Genomic DNA, 13,163 nt, shown 5'->3' with positions numbered 1-13,163 from the left:
GTCATTCGGGTGCCACGCGCACCCGCACCCCCAGCGCTTCGACCTCGGGCCAGGCGCGGTCGCTGACCAGCGTGTGCACCTCGCCCCACTGCCCGACGGCGAACGGCGACACGTTGTTCTGCTTCGAGTGATCGGCCAGCACCATCGTGCGGGCCGCGGCACCGATCATCGCGCGCTTGGTCGCCGCGTCGGCCTCGTCGGTGACGGTGATGCCCATGCGCAGGTCGACCGAGCACGCGCCCGGCACCGCCCAGTCGGCCCGGCACTGCTGCAGCATCTCGCGCGCCGCCGGCCCCCACAGCGCACGCGCCTGCGTGTGCCAGGTGCCACCGGTCAGCACCAGCTGCACCCCGGGGTCGCGGTCGAACAGCGCCGCGACGTCGAGCGAGTTCGTGATCACCGTGACCGGCCGCGCCGTCAGCGCGCGTGCCAGGCTCAGCGAGGTCGAGCCGGCATCGATGATCACCGTCTGCCCCGGCTCGATCAGCGCCGCGCCGGCGCGGCCGATCGCCTGCTTCGCATCCGCCATCACATCGGCGCGCCCCGCGAAATCGAGCCGTGCCGTGTCCAGCGACACCGCCCCGCCATGCGTCTTGTGCAGCGCGCCCTGCGCTTGCAGGTCGAGCAGGTCGCGGCGGATCGTGTGCTCGGAGACGCCCATCATTCGAGCAAGGTCGAGCACCTCGACGCGCCCCTTCTCCTGCAGCAGCTTCAGCGTGCGGGCCCGGCGTTCTTCGCCGAACCAGGGAGGGGCAGGTGTCTTGCGGACCATCGTGGCGCGAATTCTAGCTTGCCCGGCCCGGTCGACTGCTCTAATATGCTCGAACTTGATCGATTTCGCTCAAGCACGTTCATGCTTTCGGAGCCGCCATGTCTTCCTCTCCCACCGCCTCGCGTGCCGAGCACCTCGCGATGGCCGCCGTGTTCTTCGCCAACGGCGCCGGCTTCGCGAGCTGGGTCTCGCGCATCCCCGCGGTGCGCGACGCGCTGAGCCTGAGCGAAGGCCAGCTCGGCATGGCGCTGCTGGCGATGGGGGCCGGCGCGCTGGTCTCGTTCCAGCTCGCGGGCCGCGGCATCGGCCAGCTCGGCGCGCGCGGGCTGACGCTCGCGACCGGCTTCGTCTACTGCTTCCTGCTGCCGCACCCGGTGCTGGTCGGCTCGCTGCTGCCGCTGGCGTTCACGCTGTTCCTGCTCGGCGCGGCCAACGGCGCGATGGACGTCGCGATGAACGCGCTGGCGGTCGAGGTCGAGTCGCGCCGCGGCAAGCCGATCATGTCGGGCCTGCACGGGCTGTGGAGCGCCGGCGGCCTGTGCGGCGCGGCCCTCGGCGGCACGATGGCGCACCACGGCATTGCGCCCGGGCTGCACATCGGCGCGGTCGCGGCGGTGCTCGCGTTGGTGCTGCTGGTCACGATGCGCTGGCTGCAGGCCACGCCGCCGAAGCCGGCCGAGCCGGCGCCGCATTTCGCGCTGCCCGAGCCGGGCATGGGCGGCCTCGGCGCGATCGTGTTCTGCGCCTTCCTGATCGAAGGCGGCATGGCCGACTGGAGCGCGGTCTACGTGAAGGACGGCCTCGGCCTGAGCGCCGCGCTCGGCGCCTTCGGCTACGCCGCGTTCGCCTGCGCAATGATGGCGCTGCGCCTGGCCGGCGACCGGCTGATGGCGGTGTGGCGCGCCGCCACCCTGCTGCGGGCCGGCAATGCGGTGGCCGCGCTGCTGTTCGCCGCCGCGCTGCTGACGCAGAACGCGGGGCTGACGCTCGCGGCCTTCGTCGCCGTCGGGCTCGGCGTCGCCACCATCGCACCGCTGGTCTTCGGCACCGCCGCACGGCGGGCCCGGCGCGGCCCGGGCCAGGGCATCGCGGCGATGGCGACGCTCGGCTACGGCGGCTTCCTGCTCGGGCCGCCGCTGATCGGCTGGCTCGCGCAACTGACGAGCCTGCGCTTCGCGCTGCTGGTGCTGGCCGGGCTGGCCGCTACGATCGCGCTGCTCGCCCACCACCTCGACGAACCCCGGCCGGCGCCGGCGACGAACCCGGCACGGGCGTGACCATCGGCACCGCGGGCGCCGGCGCCATGCCCACCAGGTAGCCCTCCAGCACCTGCCGGCCGACCCGCACCAGGTCGAACGAATCCGGCTCCAGCAGCCAGGTGCGGATCAGCCCGTCGATCAGCGCATGCAGGCCGATCGCCACCGTGCGCGCCGGCGTGCGCAGCACGATCTGGTGGCGCTGCACCGCCCGCTTCAGCGCGCTCTCGACGCGCTCCAGCATCTCGTTGTGCGCCTGGCGGTGCCGCTCCCACACCTTGTCGAGTTCGTCGACGTACTCGACCTTGTGGGAGGCGATGTCGAACACCCGGCGCACCTGCGGATCGTGCACCGTCTTGCGCAGGGCATCGACAAAGCTTTCCAGAATGTGATCCACTGGCGCGTCCAACTGCGGGTCGTCGCTCGCGTGAACCATCTGCTCCATCGGCAAGGTCACGCGCAGCATCATCGCGTTGAAGAGGTCGCCCTTGTCCTTGAAGTGCCAGTAGATGGCGCCGCGGGTCAGCCCGGCCGCCAGCGCGATGTCGTTGAGCGACGTTCGCGACACGCCACGCTCCTGGAACACCAGCTCGGCGGTGTCCAGGATGTGGCTGCGGGTGGCCAGGGCCTCTTCTTTCGTTCGTCGCGCCATCGCGTGGCGACTCCTCGGTGATCGGTGCCGGTAAGCACTCGGTAAGAGCACTGCCGCTACCTTGTAGGTAAGGTAAATGGGAGGTTTACATTCAATCGTGTATGTATACTAACCCGCATCGTCGACAAGTCCAGCCGGGTCTTCCACCCGGCCTTTGGCCTTGTCGGCTTTCCCCCAGCTCATCAGGCGCCCGCGGCGGGCGCAGCATCCGGAAGGGATTTGCATGTCTGCGTTGAAGAACGTCGCGGCGGAAAGTGCTGCTGTTGTTTCCACGGCCCGAGGCGCGCAGCGCGCCCTCAAGGTGCTGCCGCTGGCGGTCGTCGTCGCGATGCTGGTGGCCTGCGGCGCCAAGGACGGCGCGGCCGGTGGCGGTGCCGCCCCGGGTGGCGCCGGTGCCCCACCGCCGCCCGAGGTGGGGGTCGTGACGGTCGCGCCGCGCGAGGTCGGCCTGGTGACCGAGCTGCCGGGCCGGCTCGAGGCCTCGCGTGTCGCGCAGGTGCGGGCCCGCGCGGCCGGCATCCTGCAGAAGCGGCTGTTCCGCGAAGGCAGCGACGTGAAGTCCGGCCAGGCCTTGTTCCAGATCGATTCCGCGCCCTACGTCGCGAACCAGCAGAGCGCCCAGGCCTCGCTCGCGCGCGCCCAGGCCAACCTGACGCAGGCCACCGCGCAGGCCGAGCGCTACAAGCCGCTGATCGAGGCCAACGCGATCAGCAAGCAGGACTTCGTCAACGCGGTCGCGGCGCAGAAATCCGCCGAGGCAGATGTCGCGTCGGCCCGCGCCGCGCTGCAGACCTCGCAGATCAACCTCGGCTACGCATCGGTCACGTCGCCGATCGCCGGGCGCATCGGCCGCGCGCTGGTCACCGAAGGCGCGCTGGTCGGCCAGGGCGAGGCGACCCAGCTGGCCGTGGTGCAGCAGATCAACCCGATGTACGTGAACTTCACGCAATCGACCACCGAAACGCTGAAGCTGCGCAAGGCCCTCGAGGCCGGCAAGCTGAAGCGCGCCGGCGCCGACGATGCCGCGATCGTGCGCATCGTGCTGGAAGACGGCACCGAGTACGCGAAGCCGGGCCGGCTGCTGTTCTCCGACCTGACGGTCGACGCCACCTCGGGCCAGATCACGCTGCGCGCCGAGGTGCCGAACGCCGACGGCCTGCTGCTGCCCGGCATGTACGTGCGCGTGCGGCTCGAGCAGGCGCAGGTCGACGGCGCGATCGCGCTGCCGCAGCAGGCGGTCACCCGCACCAACCAGGGCGACACCGTGATGGTGGTCGGTGCCGACGGCAAGGTCTCGCCGCGCCCGATCAAGATCGGCTCGGCCGCGCAGGACGGCCAGTGGCTCGTCACCGACGGCCTGAAACCCGGCGAGCAGGTGATGGTCGACGGCTTCCAGAAGCTGCGCGGCCCCGGCCCGGTGAAGCCGGTGCCGTGGCAGCCGCGTGCGGCGTCGGCCGCGGCTGCCTCCGCGCCCGCTTCCGCTGCCTCGGGCAACTGAGCCCGACTACCCAAAAGACAGAACCAGCGAGCCTTCCTCCATGGCCAAGTTCTTCATCGATCGCCCCATCTTCGCGTGGGTGATCGCGCTGTTCATCATCGTGCTCGGCGGCGTGGCGATCACGCAGCTGCCGATCTCGCAGTACCCGCCGGTCGCACCGCCTTCCATCGTCGTGTCGGCCACCTACCCCGGTGCCTCGGCGCAGACGCTCGAAGACAGCGTGATCAGCGTCATCGAGCAGGAAATGAACGGCTCGCCCGGCCTGCTCTACATGGAGTCGGTCAGCCAGGCCAACGGCACCGGCTCGATCACGCTCAGCTTCGAGCCGGGCACCAGCCCCGACCTCGCGCAGGTCGACGTGCAGAACCGGCTGAGCCGCGCCGCGCCGCGCCTGCCGTCGGCCGTCACGCAGCAGGGCGTGCGCGTCGACAAGGCGCGTTCGAACTTCCTGCTGTTCACGATCCTGTCATCCGACAACCCGGCCTACGACCCGATCGCGCTCGGCGACTACGCGTCGCGCACCGTGCTGCCCGAGATCCAGCGCATCCCCGGCGTCGGCCAGGCCCAGCTGTTCGGCACCGAGCGCGCGATGCGCGTCTGGATCGACCCGGCCAAGCTGGTCGGCTTCAACCTGTCGGCCACCGACGTCGCCACCGCGATCCGCACGCAGAACGCGCAGGTCTCGTCCGGCACCATCGGCGACCTGCCGAACCTGCCGGGCCAGTCGATCTTCGCGACCGTCGTCGTCAACGGCCAGCTGAGCAATGTCGAGCAGTTCGGCAACATCGTGCTGCGCGCGAACGCCGACGGCTCCACGGTGCGCCTGAAAGACGTGGCCCGCATCGAGCTCGGCGCGCAGACCTACGCCACCTCGGCGCGCCTGAACGGCAAGCCGTCGACCGGCATCGGCGTGCAGCTCTCGCCGAGCGGCAATGCACTGGCCACCGCCACCGCGGTGCGCAAGCGCATGGACGAGCTGTCGCGCTACTTCCCGCAGGGCGTCAAGTACAGCGTGCCGTACGACAGCTCGCGCTTCGTCAAGATCTCGATCTCGCAGGTGGTGGAGACGCTGCTCGAGGCGGTCGCGCTGGTGTTCGTCGTGATGTACCTGTTCCTGCAGAACTGGCGCTACACGGTGATCCCGACGCTGGTCGTGCCGATCGCGCTGCTGGGCACGTTCGGCGCGCTGCTCGGGCTCGGCTTCTCGATCAACGTGCTGACGATGTTCGGCATGGTGCTGGTGATCGGCATCGTGGTGGACGATGCGATCGTCGTGGTCGAGAACGTCGAGCGCATCATGAGCGAGGAGGGGCTGTCGCCACGCGAGGCCACCCGCAAGGCGATGGACCAGATCTCCGGCGCGATCATCGGCGTGACGGTGGTGCTGATCTCGGTGTTCGTGCCGCTCGCGTTCTTCGCCGGCTCGATCGGCAACATCTACCGCCAGTTCTCGGCGGTGATGGTGGCGTCGATCGCGCTGTCGGCCTTCATGGCGCTGTCGCTCACACCGGCGCTGTGCGCGACGCTGCTGAAGCCGGTCGAGGCCGGCCACCACCACGAGAAGACCGGCTTCTTCGGCTGGTTCAACCGCGGCTTCGCGCGCACCGCGAAGGGCTACGAAGGCTGGGTCGCGAAGATCCTCAAGCGCGCCGGCCGCTTCCTGATCATCTACGTCGCGATCATCGCGGCGGTGGGCTTCTTCTTCGCGCGCTTGCCGGGTTCGTTCCTGCCGGCCGAAGACCAGGGCTACATCATCGTCAACGTGCAGCTGCCGCCGGGCGCCACCGTGAACCGCACGGTCGAGGTGATGCAGCAGGTCGAGGGCTACATCCTGAAGCAGCCGGAAGTGCAGAGCATGGTCGGCGTGCTGGGCTTCAGCTTCTCGGGCCAGGGCCAGAATGCCGGCCTCGCGTTCGTCACGCTGAAAGACTGGGACGAGCGCAAGGGCGCCGAGCACAAGGCGCAAGCGGTGGCCGGCCGCGCGTTCGGCGCGCTGATGGGCGTGCGCGATGCGTTCATCTTTCCGCTCAGCCCGCCGCCGATCCCCGAACTGGGCAATGCGTCGGGCTTCGCGTTCCGGCTGCAGGACCGCGGCGGCAACGGCCACGCGGCGTTGCTCGCGGCGCGCAACCAGCTGCTGGGTCTCACGGGCCAGAGCAAGATCGTCGCGGGCGTGCGCCCCGACGGCCTCGAAGACGCGTCGCAGCTGCAGATCGACATCGACCGCGACAAGGCGAACGCGCTGGGCGTCGGCTTCGATTCGATCAACGCGACCATCTCGACCGCGCTCGGCTCGGCCTACGTCAACGACTTCCCGAACGCCGGCCGGCTGCAGCGCGTGGTGGTGCAGGCGGATGCGCCGGCGCGGATGCAGCCGGAAGACCTGCTGCGCCTGAACGCGCTGAACACGAAGGGCCAGCCGGTGCCGCTGGCCGCCTTCGCGACGACGCGCTGGATCAGCGGCCCGGTGCAGACCATCCGCTACAACGGCTACCCGACGATGCGGCTGGCGGGCGATGCCGCGCCCGGCCGCAGCACCGGCGAGGCAATGGCCGAGATGGAGCGGCTCGCGGGGCAGCTGCCTCCGGGCTTCGCATTCGAATGGACCGGCCAGTCGCGCGAGGAGAAGCTGTCGGGCTCGACCGCGTTCATCCTGCTCGGCTTCTCGCTGCTGGCGGTGTTCCTGTGCCTCGCGGCGCTGTACGAGAGCTGGTCGATCCCGCTGTCGGTGATCCTGGTGGTGCCGCTCGGCGTGCTGGGTGTCGTGCTGGCGGCGACCTTCCGCGGCCTCGAGAACGACATCTACTTCAAGGTCGGCCTGATCACGGTGATCGGGCTGAGCGCGAAGAACGCGGTGCTGATCATCGAGTTCGCGAAAGACCTGCATGCGCAGGGCAAGGGCGTCGTCGAATCGGTGCTGGAGGCGGCGCACCTGCGCTTCCGCCCGATCCTGATGACCTCGATGGCCTTCATCCTCGGCGTGCTGCCGTTGGTGGTGGCCTCGGGCGCGGGCTCGGCGAGCCAGCGCGCGATCGGCACCGGCGTGATGGGCGGCATGTTCACCGCGACGCTGCTGGCGGTGTTCTTCGTGCCGGTGTTCTTCGTCGTCGTGCGCCGCATCTTCAAGGGCAGCGAGCGGCAGCGCCGCATGTACGCCCACGAATTGAATGGCAGCCCGGCACCCGCAGCGCCGGCGGCCGCCCCGGCGAAGGATGGTTCCCATGAGTGATTTCCGAAGCACCCGGCTGCTGCGCGGCCCGGCCCCTGCCCTGGCCCTGGTCGCGAGCGCGCTGCTCGCGGCCGGCTGCACGATGATCCCGACCTACGAGCGCCCGCCGGCGCCGGTGCCCGGCTCGTTCGCCGGCGAGGCGACCACCGCGCGCCCCGGCCCGAAGGCGAGCGACATCGAATGGCAGAGCTACTTCGCCGACGAGCGCCTGAAGCGGCTGATCGACCTCTCGCTGAAGAACAACCGCGACCTGCGCGTCGCGGTGCTCAACATCGAGCAGGTGCGCGCGGCCTACCAGATCAAGCGCGCCGACGAATGGCCGACGGTCAACGCGGCCGCGAGCGGCCTGCGCCAGACCGCCGGGCCCGACACCATCACCAGCACCTACAGCGTGGGCCTCGCGGTCTCGTCGTATGAACTCGACCTGTTCGGCCGGGTGCGCAGCCTGAGCCAGGCAGCACTCGCGCAATACCTGGCGACCGAAGAGACGCGCAAGGCGGTGCAGATCAGCCTGATCGCGTCGGTCGCGAATGCGTACTTCAACCTGCTGGCCGACGACGAACTGCTCGACGTGACGAAGCAGACGCTGAAGACGCGCGAGGATTCGCAGAAGCTCACGCGGCTGAAGTTCGACAACGGCGCGAGTTCGGAACTCGACCTGCGGCAGGCCGAATCGCTGCTGGAGGCGGCCCGCGTGTCGCTCGCGCAGCTGACGCGCCAGCGCATGCTGGACGAGAACGCATTGGTGCTGCTGCTCGGGCAGGCGCTGCCGGAAGACCTGCCGGCCGGCGTGTCGCTGGTGGCCGACCAGGTGCTGCCGGAGGTACCCGCAGGGCTGCCGTCGGACCTGCTGAACCGCCGGCCCGACGTGCGCGCGGCCGAGCAGCAGCTGATCGCGGCCAACGCCAACATCGGCGCGGCGCGTGCGGCGTTCTTCCCGCGCATCACGCTGACGGGGCTGGTCGGCTCGGTGAGCAGCGACCTGTCAGGCCTGTTCAAGAGCGGCTCGTTCGGCTGGAGCTTTCAGCCGCAGGCGACGCTGCCGATCTTCGATGCGGGCCGCAACAAGGCCAACCTCGACAGCGTGAAGGTCGGCCGCGAGATCGCGCTGGCGCAGTACGAGAAGGCGATCCAGACCGCGTTCCGCGAGGTCTCCGATTCGCTGGCCGGCCGCGCGACGCTCGGCGAGCAGGCGCGTGCGCAGCGCGCGCAGGCCGATGCCGAGCAGGCACGCTACCGGCTGGCCGACCTGCGCTACCGCAACGGCGCGGCCAGCTACCTCGACGTGCTGGATGCGCAGCGCTCGCTGTTCGCCGCGCAGCAGGCGGTGGTGCRGGTGCAGGCGCAGCAGGCGCAGAACCTGGTGACGCTGTACAAGGCGCTGGGGGGTGGGTGGAAGGACGCGGCAGCGGCGAACTAGGCCCGACCCCGCCAGTAGCGAGGTCGTCGATGGTGATGTCCTACCACGAGCACTTCGATTCGCTCGGATGTGGCTCGGTACACGATCGAATACGGAAAGCGGCGCAGGGGATGGATGCGAAGCCCTTTCGCCGCCGGTGTGCCGAGAAGGGGGTTCGAGACAAGCAGCCTGGCAAGGCGTTCGAACTCGGCGACGAACGCCTCGGCCAACGCTCGACCGCCTCGCTGCCTGTAGAACTCCAGGGCGCTTGCCAACTCCTGCTCGGCAGCCGGCAAAACGACATAGCTCACCGCAGACTGGCCCTCAGACGGGCCACGACCTCGTCGCCGGCCACAAAGCCGACCGTGCCGTTGGCGACCTCGGCTTCACGACGCTGGGCCTCTTCGACCCAGGATTCCTGAATGTCCGGATCGGCGTCGAGGCTGGCAATCAGCCGCTCGAGCAAGCGTGACCGGTCATCCGGCGACAGCGACAAGACTTCTGCTTCCAGTACTTCAATGCGGGTTGGCATGACGAATCTCCGCGGCGAATGACGGTGAGCGGCAAAGCTTGCCACAGTTGGCGGCAACGGGCTCACGAACGAGAGCCATGCGCGCTCCATCCCCTTCCTTGATCGCGGTGGCCTGGTAGCGCCGCGCGGCGCTCCTCGGCCGACCCGACGCCATCGCCGCCAGCCGGCGGATAGGCATGCAAGCCATCGAAATCCGCCTTGCCGATCGGCACGCCCCGGCTGCGCAGGATCGCGTACGCAGTCGTCAGGTGGAAGAAGAAGTTCGGCAGCGCGTAGTGCTGCAGGAACTCATCGGCCGGCAGGCGCACCAGCGCATCACCCGCCTGGCTCTCCAGCATGCGCCGCGCAGCGCTCTCGAAGGCCGCGGGCGGCAGCTCGCGCAGCATCGTTGACACGCGGTCGATCACCGCACGCAGCCCGTCGAAGCCAGGCTCGGGCGCACCCGCCGGCGGCACCGGCAACCCGGCGAGCGGGTGGCAGGCGCGCAACGCGAAGTTCGCCGCGATGACGACCTGCGTCGCGAACGGGTTCATGTCGTCGGCGATCCGCGCACCGAGCAGGGCTTCGGCGTCCGCCGCCGGCAGGCGGCTCTGCGTCAGATCGAGCCAACCGCGCAGCCGCTCCAGGTAGCGCAGGAAGACAGGCACCGAGGCCTGCCACAGCATGGGTGGGTTCATCGCGCAAGCCTAGCAGCCGCAATGCACCTGCAGCCCTTGCATCGCGCCGCCCTCCCCGGCATGCTGCCGGCCATGACCCCCGCCTCCCACCGCGCCCAGCTCGTGGGCATGCTCGCCGAAGCCGCCGAGATCGAGCATTGCCTGATGTGCACCTACCTCTATGCGGCGTTCTCGCTGAAGCAGAACGCCGACGAGGGGCTCGAACCCGACGAACTCGCCGCCGTGCAGCGCTGGCGGCGCGAGATCATCGCGATCGCCACCGACGAGATGCTGCACCTGGTGCTGGCCAACAACATCGCGGTGGCGATCGGCGCCCGGCCGCACTACCGGCGCTTCAACTTCCCGATCGCGCCCGGGCTGTTCCCGGCCGACATCGCGGTCGAACTCGCGCCCTTCGACGAAGCCACGCTCGACCACTTCGTCTACCTCGAGCGGCCGGCCGATGTCGCCGAGCGCGACGGCCGCCACTACGAGAAGACCAGCTACCACCGCCGGGCCGTCGCCGGCCGGCTGTCGATGTTGCCGGACGACTACACCACCGTCGGCGAGCTGTACGAATCGATCGCCGAGAGCTGCGAGCTGCTGGTGCAGCACAGCGGCGAGGCGAAGGTGTTCATCGGGCCGCGCGCAGCACAGCTGGCCCTGCAGGATTTCCGGCTGCCCGGGTTGATGACCGTCGGCACGCTGGCCGAGGCGCGCCAGGCCGTCGAGTTCATCGTGCACCAGGGCGAGGGCTCGCGCGAGAACAAGAGCGGCTCGCACTACGCGCGCTTCTGCGCGATCCGCAGCGAATGGCAGGGCCTGAAGGCGCGCCGCCCGGCGTTCGAGCCGGCCCGGCCCGCGGCGCGCAACCCGGTGATGCGCAACCCGGTGGTCGCCGGGCTGCGGGTGCACGTCACCGCCGAGCCGGCCGCCGCGCTGCTGGACGTCGCCAACGTCTGCTACGAGCTGATGCTGCGCCTGCTGTCGGCGCTCGCCGACGTGACGCCTCGCTCCGAGACCGCCACCGCGCGCCGCCGCGAGATGGCCGACCAGACCCTCGCGCTGATGCACATGCTCGGCGACATGGGCAGCGCGCTGTCGGCGATGCCGGCCAGCGACAAGCACCCGGGCGTCAACGCCGGGATGACCTTCACCGCATCGCGCACCGTGCTGACCTACCTGTCGGTCGAGACCGCGACGCTGGTGCTCGCCGAGCGCTGCGGCTGCGTCGCCGACCGGCTGGAGACCCTGGCCGCCCAACCCGGCGCGCTGCCATCGCTCGCGCGGCACGCGCAGGCGATGCGGCGCTTCTCGAACTACTGGTCGGCCGACCATGACCGGCATTGGCCGGTGATCACCGGCCAGGCCGCAGCGCCGGTCGCCCCGACACCGGTCACCCCGGCCCCCGTCGCGGCAACACCGGTCGCACCGGCGGCTGCCCGCCCCACCCCGAAGCCACCCGACGAAGCCCGCGGCCGCGACGTGCTGCTGCGCTTCGACACGCAGCGCTGCATCCATTCGCGCCACTGCGTGCTCGGCGAGCCCGCGGTGTTCCTCGCCAACACGCCGGGCGACTGGCTGTACCCCGACCAGGCGACGCCCGAGCGCATCGCGATCGTCGCGCACAGCTGCCCGTCGGGCGCGATCACCTACCAGCGCCTCGATGGCGGCCCCGACGAGGCGCCGCCGCTGGTCAACGTAGCCCGCCTGCGCGAGAACGGGCCGCTGGCCTTCCATGCCGACATGCAGCTGTCGGCCGTGCAGCCCAACGGCGGTTCCCGCCTGCGCGCCACGCTGTGCCGCTGCGGGCAATCGGCCAACAAGCCCTACTGCGACGGCTCGCACAACGCGGCCGGCTTCAAGGCGTCCGGCGAGCCCGCGACGCGCGAATCGCAACCCCTCGCGCTGCGCGGCGGTGCGCTGCGCGTCGACCCGCTGCGCAACGGGCCGCTCGAAGTCAGCGGCAACCTGGAGCTGTGCGCCGGCACCGGCCGCACCGTCGACCGGCTGACCAGCACGCGGCTGTGCCGCTGCGGCCAGTCGCAGAACAAGCCGTTCTGCGACAACTCGCACGCGGTGGTCGGCTTCGTCGCCGACGGCGTCTGACGACCGCGGACGACCGCACAGTGGCGTTCCAGAACAACTACGCGGGCTTCGAACCGAAGAGCCTGGCCGACGTGCTGCGCTGGCGCTGGGCTGCCCACCGCAACGGCGTGCCGCGGCCACCGCGCGGGCCGATCCCGTGCGTGGCGCCGGACCTCGCGTTCGTGCAGGGCAATGCGCGCGCCGGTGCGGCGATGCGGCCCGCCGTCACCTGGATCGGCCATGCGACGGTGCTGGCCCAGCTCGGCGGCTTGACGCTGTTGACCGACCCGGTCTTCTCCGAGCGCGCGTCGCCGGTGTCGTTCGCCGGCCCGAGGCGGCACCTGCCGCCCGGCGTCGCGCTGAACGACCTGCCGCACATCGACCTCGTGCTGGCCTCGCACAACCACTACGACCACCTCGACGGCGCGTCGGTCGACGCGCTGCAACGCCAGCCGGGTGGCCCGCCGCTGTTCATCGTGCCGCTCGGCGTGAAGGCCTGGCTGGCCGAGCGCGGCATCGCGAACGCGGTCGAGCTCGACTGGTGGACCTCGCACAGCGTGCCATCGCCGTCCGGCCCGGTCGAGGTGACGCTGGTGCCGGCCCAGCACTGGTCGGGCCGCGGCCTCGCCGACCGCATGAAGACGCTGTGGGGCGGCTTCGCGGTGTTCGCGCCCGACTGCCACCTGTTCTACGCCGGCGACACCGCCTACTCGCGCGACTTCATCGACATCCAGGCGCGCTTCGCCGAGCGGCAGTCGGCGGCGAACGGCGGCGGCTTCGACATCGCGCTGCTGCCGATCGGCGCCTACGAGCCGCGCTGGTTCATGGCGCCGCAGCACGTCGACGTCGAGGAGGCGATCCGCATCCACCGCGACCTGCGCGCCAAGCGCTCGCTCGGCGTGCACTGGGGCACCTTCCAGCTGTCCGACGAGGCGCTCGACGACCCGCCGCACGCGCTCGCCGAGCAGCGCCGGCTGCAGGCGCTGCCAGACGATGAATTCTTCGTGCTCGCGATCGGCGAGACGCGACAATTCCCGCCTCGCCGGCCCACGCCGGGTGGATCCGGCTGAACCTGCGGAGG

The 13,163-nt window shown here is 70.5% G+C and carries 11 protein-coding genes; 6 read left to right on the top strand and 5 right to left on the bottom strand.

Translation table 11 applies throughout. The features are described 5' to 3' along the window. Position 1: 1 nt before the first annotated feature. Complete coding sequence (locus tag ACXJLU_RS10500; RefSeq protein ID WP_457330559.1) at positions 2–772, bottom strand: DeoR/GlpR family DNA-binding transcription regulator; 771 nt, start codon at positions 770–772, stop codon at positions 2–4. Positions 773–870: 98 nt separating this feature from the next. Between ACXJLU_RS10500 and ACXJLU_RS10495 the strand changes: the two genes are divergently transcribed. Further along, positions 871–2,049, top strand: coding sequence for an MFS transporter (locus ACXJLU_RS10495; RefSeq protein ID WP_457330556.1), 1,179 nt, complete (start codon positions 871–873; stop codon positions 2,047–2,049). On the opposite strand, the gene ACXJLU_RS10490 is transcribed toward ACXJLU_RS10495, so the two are convergent. Then, entirely contained in the window at positions 1,976–2,680 is a 705-nt protein-coding gene (locus ACXJLU_RS10490; RefSeq protein ID WP_457330554.1) for a TetR family transcriptional regulator, read from the bottom strand. The two genes, ACXJLU_RS10495 and ACXJLU_RS10490, sit on opposite strands and share 74 nt — an antisense overlap. Before the next feature lie 223 nt (positions 2,681–2,903). On the opposite strand from ACXJLU_RS10490, the gene ACXJLU_RS10485 reads away from it, so the two are divergent. The 3 genes from ACXJLU_RS10485 to ACXJLU_RS10475 are packed head-to-tail and all read left to right on the top strand — an operon-like array spanning position 2,904 to position 8,827. Next, positions 2,904–4,178: an efflux RND transporter periplasmic adaptor subunit gene (locus ACXJLU_RS10485; RefSeq protein WP_457330552.1), complete on the top strand. Its 1,275-nt coding sequence runs from the start codon at positions 2,904–2,906 to the stop codon at positions 4,176–4,178. A gap of 40 nt (positions 4,179–4,218) precedes the next feature. Beyond that, the gene (locus tag ACXJLU_RS10480) at positions 4,219–7,407 is read left to right on the top strand and encodes an efflux RND transporter permease subunit (RefSeq protein ID WP_457330550.1); all 3,189 of its coding nucleotides are present in this window, start codon (positions 4,219–4,221) and stop codon (positions 7,405–7,407) included. After that, on the top strand, positions 7,400–8,827 hold the full coding sequence (locus ACXJLU_RS10475; protein ID WP_457330548.1) for an efflux transporter outer membrane subunit: 1,428 nt from the start codon (positions 7,400–7,402) through the stop codon (positions 8,825–8,827). The genes ACXJLU_RS10480 and ACXJLU_RS10475 overlap by 8 nt, the downstream gene beginning before the upstream one ends. Here the strand turns inward: ACXJLU_RS10475 and ACXJLU_RS10470 are convergent. The 3 genes from ACXJLU_RS10470 to ACXJLU_RS10460 form a co-directional block, all read right to left on the bottom strand. Continuing rightward, entirely contained in the window at positions 8,824–9,117 is a 294-nt protein-coding gene (locus tag ACXJLU_RS10470; protein ID WP_457330546.1) for a type II toxin-antitoxin system RelE/ParE family toxin, read from the bottom strand. The genes ACXJLU_RS10475 and ACXJLU_RS10470 overlap by 4 nt on opposite strands. Next, entirely contained in the window at positions 9,114–9,338 is a 225-nt protein-coding gene (locus ACXJLU_RS10465) for an addiction module protein (RefSeq protein ID WP_457330544.1), read from the bottom strand. The genes ACXJLU_RS10470 and ACXJLU_RS10465 overlap by 4 nt, the downstream gene beginning before the upstream one ends. A gap of 62 nt (positions 9,339–9,400) precedes the next feature. Beyond that, on the bottom strand, positions 9,401–10,015 hold the full coding sequence (locus tag ACXJLU_RS10460) for a DUF1993 domain-containing protein (protein WP_457330542.1): 615 nt from the start codon (positions 10,013–10,015) through the stop codon (positions 9,401–9,403). Positions 10,016–10,087: 72 nt separating this feature from the next. On the opposite strand from ACXJLU_RS10460, the gene ACXJLU_RS10455 reads away from it, so the two are divergent. Then, a complete protein-coding gene (locus ACXJLU_RS10455) occupies positions 10,088–12,103 on the top strand; it encodes a ferritin-like domain-containing protein (protein ID WP_457330540.1) in 2,016 nt (671 codons plus the stop codon). 20 nt (positions 12,104–12,123) lie between these two features. Beyond that, complete coding sequence (locus tag ACXJLU_RS10450) at positions 12,124–13,152, top strand: MBL fold metallo-hydrolase (RefSeq protein ID WP_457330538.1); 1,029 nt, start codon at positions 12,124–12,126, stop codon at positions 13,150–13,152. Positions 13,153–13,163 lie beyond the last annotated feature (11 nt).

The sequence above is a fragment of the Rhizobacter sp. P5_C2 genome (assembly GCF_054049715.1).
Note: the sequence above shows the minus strand (reverse complement) of the source record. Positions and strands in the feature narration are given on the sequence as shown.

Excerpts from the sequence above, each read along its gene's own strand:
- ACXJLU_RS10500 (WP_457330559.1), bottom strand. The coding sequence starts at position 772 with ATGGTCCGCAAGACACCTGCCCCTCCCTGGTTCGGCGAAGAACGCCGG.
- ACXJLU_RS10495 (WP_457330556.1), top strand. The coding sequence starts at position 871 with ATGTCTTCCTCTCCCACCGCCTCGCGTGCCGAGCACCTCGCGATGGCC.
- ACXJLU_RS10490 (WP_457330554.1), bottom strand. The coding sequence starts at position 2,680 with ATGGCGCGACGAACGAAAGAAGAGGCCCTGGCCACCCGCAGCCACATC.
- ACXJLU_RS10485 (WP_457330552.1), top strand. The coding sequence starts at position 2,904 with ATGTCTGCGTTGAAGAACGTCGCGGCGGAAAGTGCTGCTGTTGTTTCC.
- ACXJLU_RS10480 (WP_457330550.1), top strand. The coding sequence starts at position 4,219 with ATGGCCAAGTTCTTCATCGATCGCCCCATCTTCGCGTGGGTGATCGCG.
- ACXJLU_RS10465 (WP_457330544.1), bottom strand. The coding sequence starts at position 9,338 with ATGCCAACCCGCATTGAAGTACTGGAAGCAGAAGTCTTGTCGCTGTCG.
- ACXJLU_RS10460 (WP_457330542.1), bottom strand. The coding sequence starts at position 10,015 with ATGAACCCACCCATGCTGTGGCAGGCCTCGGTGCCTGTCTTCCTGCGC.
- ACXJLU_RS10455 (WP_457330540.1), top strand. The coding sequence starts at position 10,088 with ATGACCCCCGCCTCCCACCGCGCCCAGCTCGTGGGCATGCTCGCCGAA.